This window comes from Streptomyces sp. NPDC051963 (assembly GCF_044593495.1).
GTDB lineage: Bacteria > Actinomycetota > Actinomycetes > Streptomycetales > Streptomycetaceae > Streptomyces.
In genome coordinates, this window is record NZ_JBIUCC010000001.1 from 1222794 (window position 1) to 1244703 (window position 21910).

The 21910-nt window shown below is 69.9% G+C and carries 16 protein-coding genes; 5 read left to right on the top strand and 11 right to left on the bottom strand.

Annotated elements, in window-relative coordinates; all coding sequences use genetic code 11:
• The first annotated feature begins 102 nt into the window (after nucleotides 1–102).
• Nucleotides 103–522, top strand: coding sequence for a TOBE domain-containing protein (locus tag ACIHFB_RS05185; protein WP_365270279.1), 420 nt, complete (start codon nucleotides 103–105; stop codon nucleotides 520–522).
• 127 nt (nucleotides 523–649) lie between these two features.
• Here ACIHFB_RS05185 and cynS read toward each other — a convergent pair whose 3' ends face one another.
• Nucleotides 650–1096: a cyanase gene (gene cynS / locus ACIHFB_RS05190; protein ID WP_365270281.1), complete on the bottom strand. Its 447-nt coding sequence runs from the start codon at nucleotides 1094–1096 to the stop codon at nucleotides 650–652.
• Nucleotides 1097–1281: 185 nt separating this feature from the next.
• Here cynS and ACIHFB_RS05195 point away from each other — a divergent pair, with 185 nt between their 5' ends.
• Complete coding sequence (locus tag ACIHFB_RS05195; RefSeq protein WP_365270284.1) at nucleotides 1282–1929, top strand: sulfite oxidase-like oxidoreductase; 648 nt, start codon at nucleotides 1282–1284, stop codon at nucleotides 1927–1929.
• 45 nt (nucleotides 1930–1974) lie between these two features.
• Here the strand turns inward: ACIHFB_RS05195 and ACIHFB_RS05200 are convergent, their stop codons facing one another.
• Nucleotides 1975–2667, bottom strand: a complete 693-nt coding sequence (locus ACIHFB_RS05200) for a pyridoxal 5'-phosphate synthase (protein WP_365271067.1) — start codon at nucleotides 2665–2667, stop codon at nucleotides 1975–1977.
• Nucleotides 2668–2755: 88 nt separating this feature from the next.
• Entirely contained in the window at nucleotides 2756–3625 is an 870-nt protein-coding gene (locus ACIHFB_RS05205) for a winged helix-turn-helix transcriptional regulator (protein WP_365270287.1), read from the bottom strand.
• A 100-nt stretch (nucleotides 3626–3725) separates the two neighbouring features.
• On the opposite strand from ACIHFB_RS05205, the gene eno reads away from it, so the two are divergent.
• Together eno and ACIHFB_RS05215 are read left to right on the top strand one after the other, a co-directional pair.
• Nucleotides 3726–5009 (top strand): phosphopyruvate hydratase, encoded by a 1284-nt coding sequence (eno, locus tag ACIHFB_RS05210; protein ID WP_365270290.1) that lies wholly within the window; start codon nucleotides 3726–3728, stop codon nucleotides 5007–5009.
• 221 nt (nucleotides 5010–5230) lie between these two features.
• Nucleotides 5231–9469 carry a molybdopterin-dependent oxidoreductase gene (locus ACIHFB_RS05215; RefSeq protein WP_400125322.1) on the top strand — a complete coding sequence of 1413 codons (4239 nt, stop codon included), beginning with the start codon at nucleotides 5231–5233 and terminating at the stop codon, nucleotides 9467–9469.
• Between the two features lie 168 nt (nucleotides 9470–9637).
• Here ACIHFB_RS05215 and ACIHFB_RS05220 read toward each other — a convergent pair whose 3' ends face one another.
• Entirely contained in the window at nucleotides 9638–10231 is a 594-nt protein-coding gene (locus ACIHFB_RS05220; protein ID WP_400125324.1) for a DUF3455 domain-containing protein, read from the bottom strand.
• A gap of 346 nt (nucleotides 10232–10577) precedes the next feature.
• On the opposite strand from ACIHFB_RS05220, the gene ACIHFB_RS05225 reads away from it, so the two are divergent.
• The gene (locus tag ACIHFB_RS05225; RefSeq protein ID WP_400125326.1) at nucleotides 10578–14651 is read left to right on the top strand and encodes a discoidin domain-containing protein; all 4074 of its coding nucleotides are present in this window, start codon (nucleotides 10578–10580) and stop codon (nucleotides 14649–14651) included.
• 62 nt (nucleotides 14652–14713) lie between these two features.
• On the opposite strand, the gene ACIHFB_RS05230 is transcribed toward ACIHFB_RS05225, so the two are convergent.
• The 7 genes from ACIHFB_RS05230 to ACIHFB_RS05260 all read right to left on the bottom strand — a co-directional run bounded on the left by ACIHFB_RS05230 (nucleotide 14714) and on the right by ACIHFB_RS05260 (nucleotide 21898).
• Nucleotides 14714–15514, bottom strand: coding sequence for a polysaccharide lyase family 7 protein (locus tag ACIHFB_RS05230; RefSeq protein WP_365270299.1), 801 nt, complete (start codon nucleotides 15512–15514; stop codon nucleotides 14714–14716).
• An 80-nt stretch (nucleotides 15515–15594) separates the two neighbouring features.
• Nucleotides 15595–16728 carry a mandelate racemase/muconate lactonizing enzyme family protein gene (locus tag ACIHFB_RS05235; protein ID WP_400125328.1) on the bottom strand — a complete coding sequence of 378 codons (1134 nt, stop codon included), beginning with the start codon at nucleotides 16726–16728 and terminating at the stop codon, nucleotides 15595–15597.
• A 26-nt stretch (nucleotides 16729–16754) separates the two neighbouring features.
• Entirely contained in the window at nucleotides 16755–17732 is a 978-nt protein-coding gene (locus ACIHFB_RS05240; RefSeq protein ID WP_400125330.1) for a D-2-hydroxyacid dehydrogenase, read from the bottom strand.
• The gene (locus tag ACIHFB_RS05245) at nucleotides 17729–18727 is read right to left on the bottom strand and encodes a hydroxyacid dehydrogenase (RefSeq protein ID WP_400125332.1); all 999 of its coding nucleotides are present in this window, start codon (nucleotides 18725–18727) and stop codon (nucleotides 17729–17731) included. Before ACIHFB_RS05245 ends, ACIHFB_RS05240 begins: the two co-directional genes overlap by 4 nt.
• Entirely contained in the window at nucleotides 18724–20001 is a 1278-nt protein-coding gene (locus tag ACIHFB_RS05250) for a hypothetical protein (protein ID WP_400125334.1), read from the bottom strand. Before ACIHFB_RS05250 ends, ACIHFB_RS05245 begins: the two co-directional genes overlap by 4 nt.
• A gap of 5 nt (nucleotides 20002–20006) precedes the next feature.
• Complete coding sequence (locus ACIHFB_RS05255; protein WP_365270313.1) at nucleotides 20007–20876, bottom strand: carbohydrate ABC transporter permease; 870 nt, start codon at nucleotides 20874–20876, stop codon at nucleotides 20007–20009.
• Nucleotides 20876–21898: an ABC transporter permease subunit gene (locus ACIHFB_RS05260; protein ID WP_400125336.1), complete on the bottom strand. Its 1023-nt coding sequence runs from the start codon at nucleotides 21896–21898 to the stop codon at nucleotides 20876–20878. Before ACIHFB_RS05260 ends, ACIHFB_RS05255 begins: the two co-directional genes overlap by 1 nt.
• Between the last annotated feature and the right edge of the window lie 12 nt (nucleotides 21899–21910).

Below are 21910 nucleotides of genomic sequence, written 5' to 3' on the forward strand. Positions count from 1 at the left end.
CTGCGATGGTGTCGCAGCCGACCCCGCCCGCCCCCGACTACGGTGGGCCACGGCACGACCGAAGCGCGACAGATCCACTCCTTCTCGGTGAGGTGTTCCGTCATGAGCCTGAGCATCCGCAATCAGATCCCCGGCACCGTCACCTCCATCGCGGCCGGTGAAGTGATGGCGACGGTGAGGGTTCGCCTCGACGGCGGTCAGGACCTCACCGCGGCCATCACTCTGGAGTCCGTCAAGGACCTCGGCCTCGCCGAAGGCTCCGCCGTGCGCGCGCTGGTGAAGTCGACGGAGGTCGCCCTGGCCACCGGGCCGGTGGAGGGTCTCTCCATCCGCAACCAGTTGCCCGGCACGGTCACCGACGTCGCCACCGGCGGTGCCATGGCCTCCGTCAAGGTCACGGTCGACGGCGGCGAGCTGACCGCCGCGATCACCAAGGACGCCGTCACCGATCTCGGCCTGGCGGCCGGCTCTGCCGTGGTCGCGCTGATGAAGTCGACCGAGGTCTCGCTCGCGACTGCGTGAGTCGGCCCCTGGAGCCGCACGGCCCTGGGCGACCAGCACTTCCATCGGCCGGGACGAGAACTCAGCCGATCCACCCGCTGCCGGCCGATCGCGGCGGCCTCACTCCCAATCCCTCACTCCCGTTCCCTCAATCCCATTGGTAGGGCAGGTACTTCCCGTCGAGGGTGATGACGACCCGGTCGCCCGCGGGGTCGGGAACACGTCGGACGTCGAGGCGGAAGTTGATGGCGCTCATGATGCCGTCGCCGCACTGCTCGTGGATCAGCTCCTTGATGGTCGGCCCGTAGACCTGGATTACCTCGTAGAGCCGGTAGATCGTGGGGTCCACGGGAACGGCCGCGTCCAGGGCTCCCCGTGTCGGCTGGAGTTGGAAGGCGAGGGCGGCATCCTCGCCGAGTTCGAGCAGCGCCGCGGCCGTGGCGGCTTCGTCCTTGCCCATGGGGTGCTGGCCGAGCAGGGCCGCCGTGGTCCAGGCCGGCGGTTTGCCGACGGCTTCGGCCAGTTGGGCCCAGGTGACACCGGTCTTCACCTTGGCCTGACGTACGGCTTCGGCGGCTTCCTGCTTGCTGAGCATGTGCATCTCCCCTTGCCGACAACGGTCCTGGTGGCACGTCACACCAGAGTAGGAGAACGCTCACCGCCACGAGTGAGCAGGCGGGACGCGCCGCATCTCGACCGCAGGACGCCCCCCAACGTCAGCACACGACGATCGAACACCTACGCTGCCTGGTGGGAGGACCGGTCGAGGAAGGAGCCCGCGTGGCAAGCAACCGCCCCGATGCGCCGACCGACACGCCCGGCGCTCCGCGTGCCATTCCTCCCGGCCAGCGCCATGTGCACGGGTGGCCCGTCTCGCACTACGGCCCCGTCCCCCGCTTCCGCCCCGAGCGCTGGAACCTGCGCGTGTTCGGCGCCACCTCCACCGGCGACGAGCACATGTGGACGTTCGACGAACTCACCGCGCTCCCCCGCACGACAGTCGTCGCCGACCTGCACTGCGCCACCGGCCCGACCTCGACGGACCACGAGTGGTACGGGATCCCCGCCACGGCCGTCCTGGACCTGGTCCCGCCCGCGCCGGACGTCACCCACGTCATGGCCTGGGCGGAGTACGGCTACACCGCCAACCTCCGCCTCGCCGACTTCACCACCCCGGAAACTCTCCTGGCCACCCATCACGACGGCGAGCCCCTCACCGCCGAACACGGCTTCCCGCTGCGCATGGTCGTGCCGCACCTGTACGGCTACAAGAGCGCCAAGTGGCTGCGCGCCATCGAGTACCTCACCGATGACCGCCGCGGCTTCTGGGAGGAACGCGGTTACCACAACCTCGCCGACCCCTGGAAGGAACAGCGCTACTCCCACCAGGAGCAGGAGGGTGAGGGGCCGGCGCTTCCGGCTTCCTGACCCGGCTGCGCACCAGCGTTTTGATCATCGGCCACCTCTCCTGTTCTACGGCCACAGCAGGTGACGTTCCCAAACGCTGTGGCGGTCGGGGCATTCGTAGCTCAGCCGGTTGTGGAGGCGGCTCTTGTCCGCCTGCCAGAACTCGATCCTGGCGGGAACGAGGGTGTACAGCCTCCACTCCGGACTCACGAGAGAGGGGTCCGCCTCGATGCGGGCCAACGCCTCCCGGAACGCCAGGTCGCGACCTTCGACGCTGTTCAGGTGCTCGCTCTGGCGGCCCAGCAGCACTTCGGCACGGGCTGAGGGCGCACGCGCGAGCAGGTCGGCGGCGCTCTCCTCCGGGGACGCGGGCTCAACAGCGCCGCGTACCCGTACCTGGCGGCCCTGGTGAGGCCAGTAGAAGGTGAGCGCCGCACGGGGCCGGCCGGCCAGTTGGCGGCCCTTGGGGCTGTGGGCGTGGACGGCGAACTGCCAGCCGTCGCCGTCCACGTTCTTGAGGATGAGCACCCTGGCGTCCGGGTCGCCGTCCTCGTCGACCGTCGACAGGGTCATGGCGTGCGCGTCGGGCACACCCGCCGCGACAGCCTCCCTCAGCCAACTCAGGAACAGCTCGACGGGATCGGCAGGGGCGTCGGCGGGATCGAAGTCCGCCGGCGGTCCCGCGAACACCTCCAGACCGCGCAGCCAGGCCCGCACGCTCACAGGCTCTGCGGGGTCGGTGACTGGGATGGCCGTCATTCGGTGGATGGCGTGGGCGGACGTGGTCGGGTCAGTCACGGAAAACGGTCTCCTTGCACTGGTACGTCGTTTCAACGAGTTTCAGGCCTCACGCCGTCCGGGCACAGTCCGCCCCCAGGCGCAGGCTCTCGGCGACCGCGTGGGGGATGTCGACGACGGGGAAGATGGCGTGCCGTACAGTCCGTTCCGCGTCGACGACCAGGATCAAACGCTTGTGGCGCAACCGGCCCGCGCCGCGGAACATCGGCAGCCGCAGGGCGGCCGCCAGTTGGTGGGCGGCGTCGGACAGGAGAGGGTGAGGGATCTCCTCGGCGCGGGCGAACTCCGCTTGCTCGTGCGGGAGTTGGGTGCTGATGCCACGCACGTCCACGCCCGCCCGCCGGAACTCGGGCCAGGCGTCCCGGAACAGCTTGTTCTCCAGGGTGCAGCCGACGGCGCCGGGGATCGGCGGCTCGCCCCACTCGACTCCCGTGCCGGGGTAGGTGAAGAGCACGGTCGCGGCGGAGTCCGGTGAGACCACGGGCAGGTCGACGCCCTGCGTGCCGGGCAGTTCGAGGCCGTCGCGCAGCCGGGTGCCGGCCAGGGCGTGCACCCGGGCGTGCTCGGCGCTGTCGGCCTCGGCGGTGGCGGTGAGACTTCCGTCGCCCGACACCCAACGGTCGCCCCAGTCCTGCATGGCGACGAGCAGGGGCAGCAGCGCGAACCCGGCGTCCGTGAGGAGATATTCGTAGCGCACCGGACGCCGCTGATAGAGGCTGCGGTGCAGTACCCCGCTCGCGACCAGCCGACCGAGGCGCTCGGTGAGGACCTTGCGCGACAGGCCGATCTCGGCGGCCAGGGTGTCGAAGCGGACATGGCCGCGGGCGACCTCCCGCAGCACCAGAACGTTCCACCAGTCCCCCAGGACCATGGCGGCCTGGGCGATGCCGCAGTTCTCGTCGGCGTTGTGCATCCTCATGCCCACATAGTAGGTTCCTTTTCGGGACTCACTTTGTTTCCGACTGGAACTTACCGCCCGCCGACGTCCGGGACGCGGGCCCAGCGTGGGGAGTTGCACCGTGACCACCATCAGCAGGGTCGTCGCACGGGAGATCATCGACAGCCGGGGCAATCCGACCGTCGAGGTGGACGTGGAACTCCGGGACGGCTCGCTCGGCCGCGCGGCCGTGCCGTCGGGGGCCTCCACCGGCGCACGGGAGGCGGTGGAACTGCGCGACGGCGACCCGACCAGGTTCCACGGCAAGGGAGTTCGACGCGCGGTCGACGCCGTGAACGAGAGCATCGCCGACGCGGTGACCGGACTCGACGCCGAGGACCAGGCGACCGTGGACCACACCATGATCGAACTGGACGGCACCGACACCAAGTCACGCCTCGGCGCCAACGCCCTGCTCGGCGTCTCCCTGGCCACCGCCAAGGCGGCCGCGGCCGCCCACCGCCTGCCCCTGTACCGCTACATCGGCGGAGTCGACGCCCGGCTGCTGCCGGTGCCGATGATGAACATCGTCAACGGCGGTGCCCACGCCGACAATCCGCTCGACTTCCAGGAGTTCATGATCGCCCCCATCGGCGCGGCCACCTTCGCCGAGGCCGTCCGCATGGGTTCCGAGGTCTTCCACACCCTGCGCGGGAGCCTGGTCGCCGCCGGCCACAGCGTGAACGTCGGCGACGAGGGCGGCTTCGCACCCGACCTGCGCACCGCCGAGGAGGCCCTGGACTTCGTCGTGCGCGCCATCGAGCAGACCGGCTACAAGCCCGGCAGCGACATCACCCTCGTCATGGACCCGGCCACCTCCGAGTTCTTCCACGACGGCGTCTACGACTACTCCGGCGAAGGCGTCCGCCGCACCCCCGCCGAACACGCCGACTACCTCGCCACGCTCGTCGACCGCTACCCCGTCGCCTCCATCGAGGACCCGATGGCCGAGGACGACCACGACGGCTGGCGCGACCTGACCGCCCGGCTCGGCGACCGGTGCCAGCTCACCGGCGACGATGTCTTCTGCACCAACGAGACCATCCTGCGCGCCGGAATCCGCGACGGCATCGCCAACTCCATCCTGGTCAAGGTCAACCAGATCGGCACCCTCACCGAGACCCTGGCCACCGTCGCCACCGCCCACCGCGCCGGATACACCGTCGTCATGTCCCACCGCTCCGGCGAGACCGAGGACACCACCATCGCCGACCTCGCCGTCGCCACCGGCTGCGGCCAGATCAAGACCGGCTCGCTGTCGCGCGCCGACCGCACGGCCAAGTACAACCAACTCGTCCGTATCGAGGAGGACTTGGGCAGCCAGGCCAAGTACGCGGGGCGCGACGCCCTGGGACTGCGCCGCTGACACCGGCGACGCAGCCACCGGCATGGGCTGAGGAAACCGTCGGACCCGTCCGGCGCTCCTCACATGCCCACGCCGAAGCGTGTGCGTGAGGTGTAATCCCGGGCGCTCCCAGCGCGTGACGGGGCAGAAACCCGATCTTTCTACGGTGCTGGTCAGGGGCCGGACGCAAGCGACCACGCGGGCCGGCCCAGGAGGTGGGCAGGCCTGAAAGTGGAGGTTCGGTGGCGGCTGGCTCGGAGAAGGACAGTGTCCGTACGGTCTGTTCGTACTGCGGGGTCGGCTGCGGGATCGTCCTCGACATCGCGCGGGACCCCGCCGACGGCCGACGCCGGGCGGCGAAGGTCGCCGGGGACAAGGCGCATCCCACCAACTTCGGCCGTCTGTGCACCAAGGGGGCGACCAGCGCGGACATGATGGCCGCGCCCGGGCGGCCGGCGAAGGCACTCGTGCGCGCCGAGCGAGGCACCGAACCGTCAGAGACGGACGTGGACGACGCGATCACTTCGGTCGCCGGCCGACTGCGGGCGATCCTGGACGAGCACGGGCCGGACGCACTGTCCTTCTACGTGTCCGGGCAGATGTCGCTGGAGGCGCAGTACCTGGCGAACAAGCTGGCCAAGGGCTTCGTACGGACGAATCAGATCGAGTCGAACTCCCGGCTGTGCATGGCCAGTGCCGGCACCGGCTACAAGCTGTCGCTGGGCGCGGACGGCCCACCCGGCTCGTACCAGGACTTCGACCACGCGGACGCCTTCTTCGTCATCGGCGCCAACATGGCCGACTGCCACCCGATCCTGTTCCTGCGCATGCTGGACCGGATCAAGTCGTCCGGCGCGAAGCTGATCGTCGTCGACCCGCGCCGCAACGCCACCGCCGACAAGGCCGACCTCTTCCTCCAGATCAAGCCCGGCACCGACCTCGCCCTGCTCAACGGCCTGCTGCATCTACTGGTCGCGAACGGCCACACCGACGAGGAGTTCATCGCCGCGTTCACCGAGGGCTGGGAGGAGATGCCCGCCTTCCTCGCGGACTACCCGCCCGAGAAGGTCGCGGAGATCACCGGCATACCCGAGGCCGACATCCGGCGGGCCGCGCAGTGGATCGGCGAGGCCGGTGAGTGGATGAGCTGCTGGACCATGGGCCTGAACCAGTCCACCCACGGCACCTGGAACACCAACGCCCTGGTCAATCTGCACCTCGCCACCGGCGCCATCTGCCGCCCGGGCTCCGGCCCCTTCTCGCTGACCGGTCAGCCGAACGCCATGGGCGGGCGGGAGATGGGCTACATGGGCCCCGGCCTGCCCGGCCAGCGGTCCGTCCTCGTCGAGGCCGAGCGCACGTTCATCGAGAACCTGTGGAACGTCCCCGAGGGCTCCCTGCGCACCGAGGTCGGGCGTGGAACGGTCGAGATGTTCGAGCAGATGGCCGCCGGAGACATCAAGGCGTGCTGGGTCATCTGCACCAATCCTGTCGCCTCCGTCGCCAACCGCAAGAACGTCATCGCCGGGCTGGAGGCCGCCGAACTCGTCATCACCCAGGACGTGTTCGCCGAGACCGAGACCAACGCGTACGCCGATGTCGTCCTGCCCGCGACGCTGTGGGCGGAGTCCGACGGCACCATGGTCAACTCGGAGCGGAACCTCACCCTCGTCCAAGGGGTCGTCGACCCGCCCGGACAGGCGCTGCCCGACTGGCAGTTGATCGCCCGGGTGGCCTGCGAGATGGGCTTCGCCGAAGGGTTCACCTACGCCTCGTCCGAGGAGGTGTTCGAGGAGCTCAAGCAGGCGTGGAACCCCAAGACCGGCTGGGACCTGCGCGGCGTGACGTACGACCGGCTGCGCACCGCACCCGTCCAGTGGCCGGCCCCGGCCGCCGACGGCACGGACCGCAACCCGATCCGCTACCTCAACGACGGCATCAGCCAGGCCCTGCTGGAACGCGAGGACGGCAACCGCCCCCGTCTGGCCTTCCCCACCCCAAGCGGACGCGCCCGGTTCTTCGGGCGCCCGCACCTGCCGGCGACCGAACTGCCCGACGACGACTACCCGTTCGTGCTCAACACGGGCCGTCTCCAGCACCAGTGGCACACGATGACCAAGACCGGCAAGGTCGCCAGGCTCAACAAGCTCAACCCCGGCCCGTTCGTGGAAATCCACCCCGAGGACGCCGAGGCGCTGGGTGTGGCCGAGGGGGACCATCTGGAGGTCGCCTCCCGTCGCGGTCGTGCCGTGCTGCCCGCCGTGGTCACCGAGCGGGTCCGGCCGGGCAACTGCTTCGCGCCCTTCCACTGGAACGACCTGTTCGGTGAATACCTCAGCATCAACGCCGTCACCTCCGACGCCGTCGACCCGATCTCCTTCCAGCCCGAGTTCAAGAACTGCGCCGTCAGCCTCGCCAGGACGGCCGCCCCCGTCCCGGCCACCCGCCCGAGTACCCAGCAGCCGGAGACCACGCCCGCTCCCGTGCCCGTACCGGCCGCCGCGGCAGCCACCCCGGCGGACTCCCGCGTCCATGCGCTCGCGTCGCTGTTCGGCATCGCCGACCTCGCCCCGCCAACGCTGGCCGAGCCGGAGCGCACCTACCTCTCCGGCTATCTCTCCGGTCTCGCCGCGGCCCCGCCCGAAGGACGTGTCCCCGTCCTGCCGTCCGGCGCCCCCATCGACCCGGGCCACGCCCTGTGGGTCGACGGCGTCCTGGCCGGCATGTTCTCCCGCAGCGGCTCGCCATCCGCCGAGGCGCCCGCTCCCTCGCCCGCACACACCGAGGCAGCCGACACGGCCGTACCCACCCGCCGCCTGGTCATCCTGTGGGCCTCGCAGACCGGCAACGCCGAGGAGTTCGCCGAAGCCGCCGCCGCCCACCTCACCCGGGCCGGCCGCACCCCCGAACTGCTGCCCATGGCCGACGCGTCCCCGGCACACCTCAGCGGCGACACCGATGTACTGGTCATCACCAGCACCTTCGGCGACGGCGACGCCCCCGACAACGGCACCGACTTCTGGCGGACGCTGTCCGACCCGGGCACCGCACGGTTGGAGGGAGTCCGGTACGCGGTCCTCGCCTTCGGCGACTCCAGCTACGACGACTTCTGCGGCCACGGCCGCCGACTCGACGAACGCTTGGCCGCACTCGGCGCCACCCGGCTCGTCCCCCGCACCGACTGCGAACCCGACTTCGGGGAAACCGCCGAGCACTGGCTCAGCCGGATCGTCACCGCCCTGGCCACAGCAGACGACCGGCAGCCTGTTGCCGCCGGTGCGGGCGAGACGACCGCGCCCGACTCCACCGTCGCCACCGAGCCGACCACCGCCACGCCGCCACCGGCCCCCGCACCGGCCGGCCACACCAAGGCATCGCCGTTCGCCACCCTGCTCATCGGCAACAGGCTGCTGAGCCTGCCCGGTTCGCAGAAGGAGGTACGGCAGTTCGCCTTCGACACCCGCGACGGCGAACTCTCCTACGACGCCGGGGACGCCCTCGGCGTCTGGCCGACCAACGGCGCCCCCCTCGTCGCCGAATGGCTCGCCCTCACCGGACTCGACCCCGACGAGCCAGTCGCCCTTGATGACGGCGCACCCGTCCCGCTCGAAGAAGCCCTGCGCACCCGCCTGGACATCGCCCGCGTCACCACCGACCTGCTCAGGTTCACCGCGGACCGCACCGGAAGTCACGAACTGAAGCGACTGCTGCGACCGGACAACAAGGACGCGCTGGCGAAGTGGAGTTGGGGCCGCCAGGCAGCAGACGTGGTCGCCGCGTTCCCCGTCCGCGCTTCGGCCGCGGAGTGGGTCGGAGTCTTCAGGCGTCTCCAGCCCCGTCTGTACTCGATCTCCTCCAGTCCGCTCGCCCACCCCGGCGAGGTCCGCCTCACCGTCTCCGTGGTCCGCTACAGCAACGACCTCGGCCGGGACCGCAAGGGCGTGTGCTCCACCTACCTCGCCGACTGCGCCGACGACGGACCGGTACAGGTCTTCGTCCAGCGCTCACCGCACTTCCGTCCGCCCGCCGACCCCACCACGCCCATGATCATGGTCGGGCCCGGGACCGGCGTGGCCCCCTTCATCGGCTTCCTCGAAGACCGCCAGGCCCGTGGCCACACCGGCGCCAACTGGCTGTTCTTCGGCGAGCAGCGGCAGGCCACCGACTTCTACTACCGCCAGGACCTGGAGGCATACCGGGCATCCGGCCACCTCGACCGTCTCGACCTCGCCTTCTCCCGCGACCAGCGCAACAAGATCTACGTCCAGGACCGGATGCGCGAACACGGTCCCCGCCTGTGGCAGTGGCTCCAGGACGGCGCCCACTTCTACGTCTGCGGCGACGCGGGACGTATGGCCAAGGACGTCGACCAGGCTCTCCAGGACATCGCCACCACCCACGGCGGCATGGACACCGACGAAGCCGCCGCGTACGTCAGGCGCCTGGCCGCGGACAAGCGCTATGTCCGCGACGTCTACTGACCTTCTTCCGGACGCCGAAGAAGGGCGCCTGATCAGGACTGATCGCCCGTCAGACGCCCTTATCGACCGCCGGCTTGCTTCACGGCAACCGGACGACGCGGATACCCGCAGTCGACGCCGGGGGCACTCAACCCCTGCGGTCAACCGACCCGGTGGCGCATGGCCCTACTACTGAGCAGGCGCGTAGAAGACGTAGGTTGCCGAATACGGCACGCTGACCTGTGCTCCTTGCTCGCAGGATCCAATGGGGGCCACGCCCCCTCGGGTGGCCAGCCGCTGAATGTAGGAGACGGAGCCGAAGACCCCGTCCCCACGCGTGGCCGTCGCCTTGAGCAGCAACTGCGGAACGGCGTCGGGGGTGGGAACGCTCGCTCCGGGCACGGCGGCGGCGTTGACGGCGCTGCCGTCCACCGTGGAGACCCAGACCGGGCCGCGCGAGTGAAGGGCGATCGGCCGGTGGCGAATGTCCCGGGCGTCGGACAATGTGGCGGCCGGTTCGAGCAATGTCCAGGCGCCGTTGGTGCACGCGTAGGTCTGCACGCCCTTCGCGTCCATGACGGCGGTCTTCTTGTTGCCGTCCGGCACCTGAAGCTGGGGCGGGATCGACGGAGTGGGCGTAGGTGCGGTGGCGTGTGTCTCTGCGCTCGGTCTGCCGGATGCCTGACCGGCAGCCGCACTGCCGATCACCGCGGCCGCGGCGGTGACGACGGTTCCCGTCACCAGAGCGGCCCGCTTGCTGAAGAGCATGAGAAGTAACTCCACGTGTCGATGGTGGATGTGCCGAAAGCGGCGCTCCGACGTCTGAACTGCCGTTCTTTCGCCGCTACTTGAACAGTACGAGTGGATGTCCGCTCGCACTCACCCGTGGCGAACCCGTAATGATTCGGAAAGGTGCCGCCGCTTCGCCCCCGTCACAACAGCGCCGCTACGCCGCACCGCGCGCCTTCCAGGCGTCTCTGATCTGCGACTCAGCATCAACATCCGTCCCGAGGGTTGACAGGAAGCTCATAAAAACCACAGCCTTTGGCAACGTTGTCAAACCTGCTCGGCCCGGAGCGTACGGAGCCGGCTCGGTTCGCTCTGCCCTTTTTGATGGGATGTCAGACTCATGACCGATCAACTGGATCCGTCGCGCCGGTCCATAGTCGCCACCGGCTCCACCTTGCTGGCCGGGTTCGGGCTCGGCTCGTTGCTCCCCATGTCGACGGCCGCCGCCACCACCGCCGGCAAGCCGACGGCAGCCGCGTCACCCCATGAACTCGCGCTCAACCGGCCCGTCTCGGTCTCGTCGACGGCCTACGCCCCCACGCCGGGCTCCTTCGTGGTCGACCGCCTCACCGCACCCGGCGTACGGGGCAGCGGATGGCGCGCGGAGACCGGCGATCCGCAGTGGATCGCCGTCGATCTGGAGGCCGTGTGTGACGTCACCTGGATCCGCCTCACCTTCGAAGCGGACGCCAGCGACCCGGTGTTCACACCGCCCACCAGCGGAAACCCGGCCAGCGGCACCACCGGCAAGGAGATCCAGTCGAGCTACGCGCATGACTTCCTGGTCGAGACGTCCCTCGACGAGAAGTCCTGGACGAGCGTCTACCGCACGATCGCCGGCACCGGCGGCGTGGTGAACATCCAGCTCCCCCGCCCGATGTCGGCGCGCTGGGTGCGCATGACGTGCCGCAAGCGTTCCAGTCCCCTGCCGCTGGGCCTCAACGGCTTCGAGGTGTACGGCAACCCCCGCGGGCACCGTCCCTCCGCGACGGGCTGGACCGACTGGGGCATCCGGCACGGCAAGGGGCCCGAGCTGACCGTGGCCGACGACGGCACCGTGCCGGTGGAGTCCGGCTGGCGGCTCACCCTGGACGACTGGGCGGGCGCGGACGGTCCCGGTCTGTCGAAGACCTCCGTCGACACGAGCAGTTGGCTGCCCGCCACCGTCCCCGGCACGGTCCTGGGCTCCCTCGTGGACCAGGGCAAGCTGCCCGACCCGGTCGCCGGACTGAACAACCTGCACATCCCCGAGGCGCTGTCACGGCACTCCTGGTGGTACAAGCGGGACTTCGAGGTGCCGCGCGGCCTGCGCACCGGGTCCGGACGCCGGATCTGGCTGGAGTTCGACGGCGTCAACCACAAGGCCGACGTCTGGCTCAACGGCGAGCACGTCGGCGACCTGACATACCCCTTCGCCCGCTCCTCGTACGACGTGACCCGGCTGCTCGCCACCGACAGCTCGAACGCGCTGGCCGTGAAGATCACGCCGATGCCCGTGCCCGGCAGCCCCGGGGACAAGGGCCCTCTGGGCGAGGCCTGGGTGGACGCGGGCGCCGGGCAGATGAACCTCAACTCCCCCACCTATCTGGCTTCCTCGGGCTGGGACTGGATGCCGGCCGTCCGCGACCGCGCGGCGGGTATCTGGAACCACGTCCGGCTGAGGTCCACCGGTCACGTCGTCATCGGCGATCCGCGCGTGGACACCGTCCTGCCGAAGGTGCCGGACGTGTCGGTGGCCGAGCTGACGGTCGTCGTCCCGGTCCGCAACGCCGACTCCCAGGACCACAGGGCGACGGTCTCCGCGGCCTTCGGCGACGTCCGGGTGTCCAAGGTCGTCACCGTGCCGGCCGGCGGGGGCGTCGACGTCGTCTTCGCCCCGGACGCCTTCGCTCAGTTGCGGCTGCGCAATCCCAAGCTGTGGTGGCCGAACGGCCTGGGCGAGCCTGAGCTCCACGAGCTCGAGCTCACCGTGTCGGTCGACGGCGCCGAGAGCGACGTACGGACCACCCGCTTCGGTATCCGTCAGTTCGGCTACGAGTACAAGGTGCCGCTGCCGTTCACGGCGACCGGTGACTCGTACACCCAGTCCGTCACCTTCGACCGGCGGCAGGCCCGGTACGTCCGCATCAACTGCCGTACCCGGGCCACCTCCTGGGGCAGTTCCCTGTGGACCCTGTCCGTGCTGGACAGCAGCCGGCCGGCCACCGACCTCGCCCTGCACGCGCCCGCCGACGCCTCCGGCACGGACGGGGACGACCACGGCCCGGGCAATGTGACCGACGGTGATCCGGGGACCCGCTGGTCCTCGGCGTACGAGGACGACCAGTGGATCAGCGTCGATCTGGGCTCGGCGCAGTCCTTCGACCGGGTCGACCTCACCTGGGAGCAGGCGTACGCCAAGTCCTTCGTGGTGCAGGTCTCCTCCGACGGCACCGAGTGGACCGATGTGATGTCGGTGGACAACTCAGCCGTGCCGCTGCCCTTCAACAACGGCAACGCCAGCCTCCAGGTCGAGGACTTCGAGCGGCAGAGCGCCCGGTACGTCCGTATCAACTGCGGCCTGCGCAACACCAGTTGGGGCAACTCCCTGTGGTCCCTGGGCGTCGTCGACCGCGCCGATCCCGGAACCGACCTCGCCCTGCACAAGGAGGCGACAGCCTCCACCGAGGAGTCCGACAACCCCGCCTCGCACGCCACCGACGGCGACGCGGGCACCCGCTGGTCCTCGGCGTACGAGGACCTCCAGTGGATCCAGGTGGATCTGGGCTCCGCGCGGAACTTCGACCGGGTGGCGATCGTCTGGGAGTCGGCGTACCCGAAGACGTACGTGATCCAGGTGTCCGACGACGGCGAGCAGTGGACCGACGTCAAGTCCGTGTCGAACGCCCCCGATCCGCTGAAGATCACCGTGAACGGGGTGCGGGTGCTGGCCCGTGGCGGCAACTGGGGCTGGGACGAACTGCTGCGCCGGATGCCGCCCGAGCGGATGGACGCGGCGGTGCGGATGCACCGCGACATGAACTTCACCATGATCCGCAACTGGGTCGGCACCAGTGACCGGGAGGAGTTCTTCGCCGCCTGCGACCGGCACGGCATCCTCGTCTGGAACGACTTCCCCAACGCCTGGGCCATGGACCCGCCGGACCACGACGCGTTCAACTCGATCGCCCGCGACACCGTACTGCGCTACCGCATCCATCCCTGCGTGGCCGTCTGGTGCGGGGCGAACGAGGGCAATCCGCCGGCCGCCATCGACAAGGGGATGCGCGAGGCCGTCGAGCAGCAGGTTCCCGGGCTGCTCTACCAGAACAACTCGGCCGGCGGAATCGTCACGGGCGGTGGCCCCTACGGCTGGGTGGAGCCGGAGAAGTACTTCGACCCCGCCACCTACGGCAGCAAGGACTTCGGCTTCCACACCGAGATCGGCATGCCGGTCGTCTCCACCGCGGCCAGCCTGCGCAACATGACGGGCGACGAGCCGGAGTGGCCCATCCGCGGCGCCTGGTATTACCACGACTGGAGCGAGCGCGGGAACCAGGCGCCGCAGAACTACAAGGCCGCCATCGAGTCCCGACTGGGCGAGGCCGCCGGGCTGGACGACTTCGCCCGCAAGGCTCAGTTCGTCAACTATGAGAACGCCCGCGCCATGTTCGAGGCCTGGAACGCCAACCTCTGGGACAACGCGACCGGCCTGATGCTGTGGATGTCCCACCCGGCCTGGCACAGCACCGTCTGGCAGACCTACGACTACGACTTCGACGTCAACGGCATGTACTACGGCACCCGTTCAGCCTGTGAGCCGCTGCATGTCCAGGCCGACCCGGTGAAGTGGCAGGTCCTCGCCGTCAACCACACCCGTGCGGACCTCAAGAACGCCACCGTCACCGCCCGTCTGCACGACCTGTCCGGCCGGGGTCTCGGCACGAGGAGGACCGCCCGGCTGGATGTGGGGCGTGCTGCCACGGCGAAGGCCTTCACCGCCGGCTGGACCGACGACCTGCCCGACCTGCATCTGCTGCGGCTGACCCTGGAGGACGCAAGCGGCAAGGAACTGTCGCGCAACACCTATTGGCGCTATCGGAACCCCGCCGCCATGAAGGCTCTGAGCACGGCACGACAGGTGAAGGTGTCCGGCTCGGTCTGGCAGGTGTCCCGTTCCGGAGACCGTCGGAAGATGACGGCCACCATCAGGAACCACGGCTCGGCCGTCGCCGCCATGGTCCGGCTGTCCCTGGTGGACGAGGCCGACGGCAGCCGCGTGCTGCCGACGCTCTACAGCCACAACTACCTGTGGCTGCTGCCCGGCGAATCCCAGACCGTCGACCTGTCCTGGCCGTCGAAGGCCCTGCCCTCGTGCCGTCCGGCACTCAAGGTGGAGGCTTACAACAGCCGCCCGGCGACGGCCCGTCCCTGACACCGACGCGGCCACCAGGCAGCCGACAGCTCCCTGGTGGCCGCGCCCTCGACGCACGATGCTCAGGAATGCGTCACCTTGACGCTGTACAGGGCGACTTCGCCGTAGTTGGAACTGCTGCACGGCGAGGAGTTGGTGCAGTTCGCCTGGGTGTAGTCGCCGGCCTTGAAGTAGCCGCTGCTGAACGCGGCGGCGACGGTGGCCTTGAGAGCGCCGTTGTAGTAGACGTCGACCTTTCCGTCATGGGCCACGAACTTCCCCTGGAAGCGGGTGCCCAGCTGGTAGTTGGAGGTCACCAGCTTGTAGTGCGTGGTGTTGTACGAGGTGATGTACAGGCTGGTGCCCTCGAGCCGGAACGACGTGACGTCGCTGTCGGAGTCATGTATCTGGCCGGCCATCACATGCGGCTTGGTCGCGGGGAGATGCGTGATGGCCTCGTCGAAGACCATGGTGTGGGTGCCCGACGTGGACGACCAGCTCGCGTTCGCCGATCCGTCCGCGGTCATCTCGCGCAGCTCCGACCTCGGGTAGCCGGAGTTGCTCGTGGTGGCGCCGTTGACGGCGGCCCGCATCAGGATCGCGTCGCAGGTCGACTTGGTCGTGAACCAGGGCGAGTTGGCGTACGTCGCCAGTGCGGGCTGCTTGACCTCCTGAGGAGAGCCTGAGCTGGTGGGCAGGGGCAGTTGGAGCTTCCACGCCTTGCTCAGACCGATGGCCGCGGCCGGCGCCGGGCAGGCGGCGGGCTTCGTGGGAGCGGCCGACGCGCTGTGCACCGAGGCCAGCAGGCCGACGGTGAGCGCGGGAGCGGCGACGAGGACGAACGCGCGGCGGGGAGTCCTGCGCGATCGTGCATGCTGCTTCATGTACGGCTCCTTCTTGTGCGGGCCACCACGTCGTGGCCGATGAGCGGAGTTGGACGGTCACACCTGCCCGCCGCTGCGGCTCAGCGGGCGAGCTCTCGTACGATCCCTTCGTCGATGCCGATGCCTAGACCGGGGCCGGACGGCACCTCGGCCACCCCTGCGCGCACCTGGATCACGGGGCCGGTGGCGTAGGGGCTGCTCAGGAACTGCCGACCGTTGAGGTCGGCGGGGGCGATGAGGTCATGGGCCGCGAACAGGTGCAGTGACGCGGCGAGGCCGATGTCGGACTCGGTCAGGCCCGAGCCCATGAGCGCCACGCCGCAGTCCTCGGCCAGTTGGCACTGGCGCAGGGACAGGGTGAGTCCGGCGCAGCGCTGCACCTTTGCCACGGCGATCCCGATGGCGCCCCTGCGGACGAACGAAGCCAGGTCGGTGGGGTGGCGCAGGCTCTCGTCCACGGCGATCGGGACCGGGCTGAGGTCGCGCAGGCGCCGGAGTCCCTCGATGTCGTTGGCGGGCAGAGGCTGTTCGAGCGCGGCGACCTCGAACGGCGCGAGCAGTCGGGCGAGTCGGAGCGCGGAGTCCTGGGTGCCGGCCTGGTTGGCGTCGACGATCAGACGGGCGTCGGGGGCCGCGTCCCTTACGGCCCTCACCCGGGCGGCCTCCACGGCCTCGTCCTGTCCCGGCACGAGCCCCGTCTTGATCTTGAAGTGGCGGTATCCGTGCGCCCGGCCCTCGGCGACGGACTCGGCGAGCGCGGCCGGATCGTCGCCGGTGGCGATCCAGCAGAGGTCGACGGTGTCGTGGCGTCGTCTGCCCCACAGCTCGCCGAGGCTCACGCCGCGGGACCGCGCGAGGGCGTCGTGCCAGGCCACGTCGAGGGCGGCGCGGGCCAGCGGCATACCGGTGGACCAGCCCCGCCGGATCGCGCGGTCGCAGGCCCGCACCAGCCCGTCGAGGTCCCACAGGGGCAGGCCCTGCGCGGCGGGCGCCAGGTACCGCTCCAGGGTGGACACGATGGACTCGGTGGTCTCGTACGTCCAGGAGGGGATCGGCGTCGCCTCGCCCCATCCCGTGCTCCCGTCCGAGGCCGTGACCTTGACCAGTACCCGGATGGAAGGGCTTCCTCTATCGGTGACCGCGCCGCCCGCGACCGCGAAGTCCCGCAGGGTGGGCAGGGCGACCGTGAACGTCTCGATGCGCTCCACGCTCACGGTGGGAGGGGCGTCGGTTGCGGGCGTCAGAACCATTGCGTCTTGTCCACTACGTTGACCAGCGGCTTTCCGGCGGCGAACCGTCGCGCGTTGTCCACGAGCACCTCGAACCTGCGCTCCGCGGCATGCGGTCCGGCTCCCGCCACATGGGGGGTGATCACTGCTCTCGGGTGGCGCCACAGCGGATGCTCCGGCGGCAGCGGCTCGCGTTCCACGACGTCGAGGGCGACGCCTCGCAGCCGTCCCTCGTCCAGGGCCCGGACCAGGTCGTCGAGGCGGACGGTGGGGCCTCGGCCCACGTTGACGAGACAGGCTCCGTCCTTCATCGTCGCCAGCCGGCGCGCGTCCATCAGCCCTTCCGTTCGCGGGGTGTGCGGCACGGTGAGGACCACGATGTCCGCCTCAGGGAGCAGGCGGTCGAGGTGGTCCGGCGGCAGAACCCGGCCGAATCCTGGCGGCGGGGCGGTGACACGGGCGTCGACGCCCTCCACGCGGGTGCCGAACGCGGCGAGCAGCCGCCCGGTCTCGGCGCCGACGGCACCCGTGCCGACGATGAGCGCCCGCGCCTCGCCCAGGGGGACAACCGCGCCGTCCGACCAGTCCGGGGCCCAGTTGGCGGCGGCCTGTTCGCGCACGTAGCGCGGGAGTTGCCGGGCGAGGGCCAGGACCAGCGCCATCGTGTGCGCGGCGACATGGTCGGTGTAGGTGTCCCGCATGTTGGTCACCTCGACCGGATGCCGCACGAGATCCGGGTGGTAGAAGCCCGGAGGGGGGCCCGCCTGCGGAGCTTGCAGCCACCGCAACCGCTGTGCCGAACGCAGGAGTTCGGGCGTCAGGGTGCCGTACACGGCGTCGGCCCGGCCGAGCGCTGCGTCGACGTCCTCGGGGCCCTCGGGGCAGAGGACCTCGATCCCCGGGACCTCTTCGGTGAGCCGGTCGGGCCAGGACCGGGTCTCGTCCGGTCGTGGCGGGACCATGACCAGGGTGAAGGCTGCTGTGGTCATGCGGCGTGCTCCATCGCGGCGGCGATCACCTCGTGTCGCAGTGGGCGCCCGGCGGCATACCGGGCCAGGTCCTCGGCCATGGCCCGGCCGAGCAGACGCCGTTCCGGACCGAGGCTCCCCGCCAGGTGCGGGGTGACGACCACGTTGTCCAGCTCGAAGAGCGGGGAGCCGGGAACGGCCGGTTCGGGGTCGGTGACGTCGAGTGCGGCGAACAGGTCCGGCCGCTCCCTGAGAACCGTCACGAGTGCCTCCTCGTCGACCAGGCCGCCGCGCGCGGTGTTGACGAGGGTGGCGTCGGGACGCATGGAGCGCAGCAGCGCCGCGTCGACCATGCCACGGGTCTCGTCGAGCAGCGGGGCGTGCAGGCTCACCACGTCGCACTCGGCGAACACCCTGTCCAGCGAGGCGGGTTCGATGCCCTCGGCGCGGGCGTCGGCGTCGGACACGTACGGGTCGTAGCCCAGTACGCGCACACCGTGCCGGAGCAGGAGCCGTGCGGTGGCCCGCCCGGTGGCACCGAGGGAGACGAGCCCGACGGTGGCTCCCGCGGTGCCGAGTTCGCTCCGGCGGACGGCCGCCGACCCGGTGCGCCGCGCGGTGAGCACATAACGCCAGCCGTGTTTGAGGGCGTAGAGGATCTGGGCGAGAGCGAAGTCCGCGACCTTGTCGGCGATCACGCTGCCGGCCGATGCGATCCGCACCCCGCGCGCCCACGAGGCATCGGTCACCACGGGACGCACTGATCCGGCGGCGTACAGAACGAGCGCGAGCCTCGGCGCACTGTCCAGGAAGTCGGCGGTGAGCCGCGGGGCGCCCCAGCTGCTGACGAGCACATCGACGCCCGCCAGGACCTCCGCGGACAGGTCCGCCGCGGTGCACGGCGGCCGCTCGATGGTCAAGTACCGTTCGATGTCGGCGCGTTCCCTGGGCCCGTAGACATCGTCGAAGCGGTCCGGGTCCATCACGTACAGTCCGGTCAGCGGCTCGTGGATCACGCTGCTCCCTCCTTGGTAGATGCGGTCGATACGGTCGATACGGTCGATGCGCCCGGTCCGGTCGGTCCGGTCGCCGCGGTGATTGCGGTGACCGCCTGCTGCGCGTTGGCCGTGCGCAGCGAACGGAGACGGGCGGGCGAGGCCAGGCCGGCGTGGTAGTAGCGAATGGCCCGCGCGCCGGCGGCCCGTAGCCGGGCCACCTTCCTGGCCAGGTGGGCGGGGTGCTCCTCCAGCACGGACACATTGGCGATGACCGGTCGTGCGGTGGTCCGCACCGCTTCCTCGACACGGGCCACCGCCCGGTCCTCGTCGTCCCAGCACTTGAGGACGACGGCCGTGGCCCGGCCGTCGAAACGTCCCAGGTCCAGTCCGCTGTCGGGGCCGGTGGCCTGCGGGTCGCCGTCCGCCATCAGGAGGATCTCCCTGCCGGGCGCCTCGGCAGCGATCTGCCGCGTCAACTCCTCGATCACGGACCGGCGGTGCCGCAGCAGAGCCGTGGCTGCCTGCTCCCCCAAGGACTCGGCGAGCAGGTTCGGGGCGCGGACCCCGTCCCGCATCTCGGCGTCGACGGTGCGGCGGACCGCCTGTGCGACAGCGGCGGGATCTGCGCCGGCGGCCTCAATTCCCTTGCGGCAGGCGGGGCACAGGCACACCGACAGCAGATCGCGGCAGCCGCTGCTCAGATCGGCGCCCGCCGTCTTCTCATGGTGGCTGCCGTGCTCGAAGCCCAGCCATCCGCAGGCCTCCAGCATCAACGCAGGCACCTCGGCGGCGTCGTAGCGTTCGCTGAAGGCGCGGACCAACTGCGTGGCGTACGCCCTCACTTCGGGCTGCGCCGGACACAGGGCGTAGCCGTACCTCTCGTCGAACGCGTTGCACACCGTCAGTTCGGGTGCGCGCTCCCCCGCCGCCGAGCTGTGGGTGAGGACCAGCCAGGCTTCGACCCGCAGTCCCTGGCCGCGCAGGGCCGCGGCCGCCGTACCGAACCGGTCCGGGGTGTCGACGGCCCAGCCGGGCAAAGCAGGTGTCAGGCGCATGCCATCCCATTGGCGTGGGTCGAGAGGGAAGTACGCGGCGGCGTGCGTGGCGTGCACGGTGCGGTGGACGGGGTGGTACGGCGTCATGGCGCGCACCGAGTGGTAGGCGGCTTGCAGGACCACCGCGCCCACGCCGAGTGCGGCGATGCGTTCGGCGGCGGCGGGGTCGCCCACCAGGTCCCAGGTGTAGGCGAAGGCGCCGTTGAGATCGGCGGAGCCGGGCGGCTCGGTCGTCACGTGTTTCACTCCTTGGTGGCGCCGGCCAGGCCGCGCACGAAGTAACTCTGGAAGAAGATGAAGACGATCAGCATGGGAATGACGGACAACGTCATTCCGGCGGCGAATCCCGTCCAGTCCACGGAGTGCTCACCCTTGAACGACAGCATTCCGACCGCCAGGTTCTGGAGATCCGGCTGGCCGAGTGTGAACACCAACGGGATGTTGAACTCGTTCCAGTTGCTGATGAACTGGAAGATGACGACGACCGCGATGACGGGCTTCGCCAAGGGCAGGACCAGCCAGAAGGTGCGCAGGAATCCGGCGCCGTCGAGCTTTGCCGCATCGAACAGATCGCTCGGTACGCCCGCGAAGAACCCGACGAAGAGCAGCACGTACAGGGCGCCCGCCGCACCGGACATCGCCAGGATGACGCCGGCCCGCGTGTTCAACAGGCCGAGGCTGTCCACGAGGACGAACTGCGGAATGATGATGGACGCCACCGGCACGAACAGGGTGGCCACGATCAGGCGGTGCAGGGCCTTTCGTCCGGGGAATTCGTAGCGGGCCAGAATGTAGCCGCACAGGGCCGACTTGAAGAGTTCGATGACGGTGGACGCGACCGCGTACAGCACCGTGTTGAAGAAGTACTTGGAGAATCCCGCATCCACCCACGCCCGGCGGAAGTTGTCGAAGTTCCACTGGTCGGGCATCAGGCTGGCGCCCCCGGTGAAAAGGCCGTTCTGTGTCTTGAACGCCCCTGTGACGATCCACAGAAACGGATAGATCCAGATCAGACCCACCACGATCAGCAGGGGCAACGCAATCAGGTTGGCCCGCACGGGCCGTGACAGGCGCGCGGAGCGAGGCACCCGGGGTTCGCGAAGTTCGGACATCAGACTCCGTACTCCTTCCGCAGCTTCTGCGCCCGGCGCACGAAGAGGCCCTGACTGGTCACGAGGAGGAACGCCATGACGGAGAAGAGCAGTGCGGCCGCCGACGCGTAGCCGTAGGCGAAGGGCAGCGAGCCGAACGCCTGTCGGTAGATGAAGTACGAGACGACGTAGGTGCTGGTGCCCGGTCCTCCCCCGGTGAGCGTGACGACGAGCCCGAACACGTGCATCGCGTTGACCAGCGCGAGCATCACGATCACCACGGCCACGGGACGGATCAGCGGCAGTGTGATCCTGGTGAGCTTCTGCCACTCGGTGGCGCCGTCGAGGTCGGCCGCTTCGTAGAGCTCGTCGGGGACGTTCTGGAGCGCCGCCATCCAATAGATCATGTACTGCCCGAACACCTGCCAGACGGAGATCAGGATCAGCGCCAGCAGGGCGGTCCAGCGGTTGGCGAAGACATCGGTCGTGCCGTCGGTCAGACCGAGGCTGTGCAGCGCCGAGTTGAGCGCACCGTTCGACGGGTTGAGCAGGTAGGTGAAGACCAGTCCGGCCATCGCCACGGGAATGATCAGCGGCGCGAAGAAGACCGTACGCAGCGCCCTCTTCGCCCGCAGCCACTTCCTGGTCATCACCAGCGCGGCGAGCAGGGACAGCGGCAGTTTGATCAGGGTCGTACCGACGGCGAACAGCAGCGTGTTGGTGACGGCCTGCCAGAACAGCGGATCGCCGAGGAGGCGACTGTAGTTGTCCCCGCCGACGTAGTTGCTCAGGGGGCCGGTGCCCGACCAGTCGAAGAAGGAGTAGTAGACCGTCGCGGCCAGCGGCCAGAGGGTGAAACCCAGGTAGAGGACGAGAAAGGGCAGGAGGAAGACCGCCACCCACAGCCGGTCGCGCCCTTTGGCGCGCTCCCGGTTCCCCTCGGGTGGGCTCGGGGGCCGGGTTCGGCGCACCGTTCGGCTGGGGCGGTCGGCAGTGGTGGGGGCTGCGTCGGGCGGACGCGGGCTGGTGGGCGCGAGAGCCATGTGTGGTCCTTT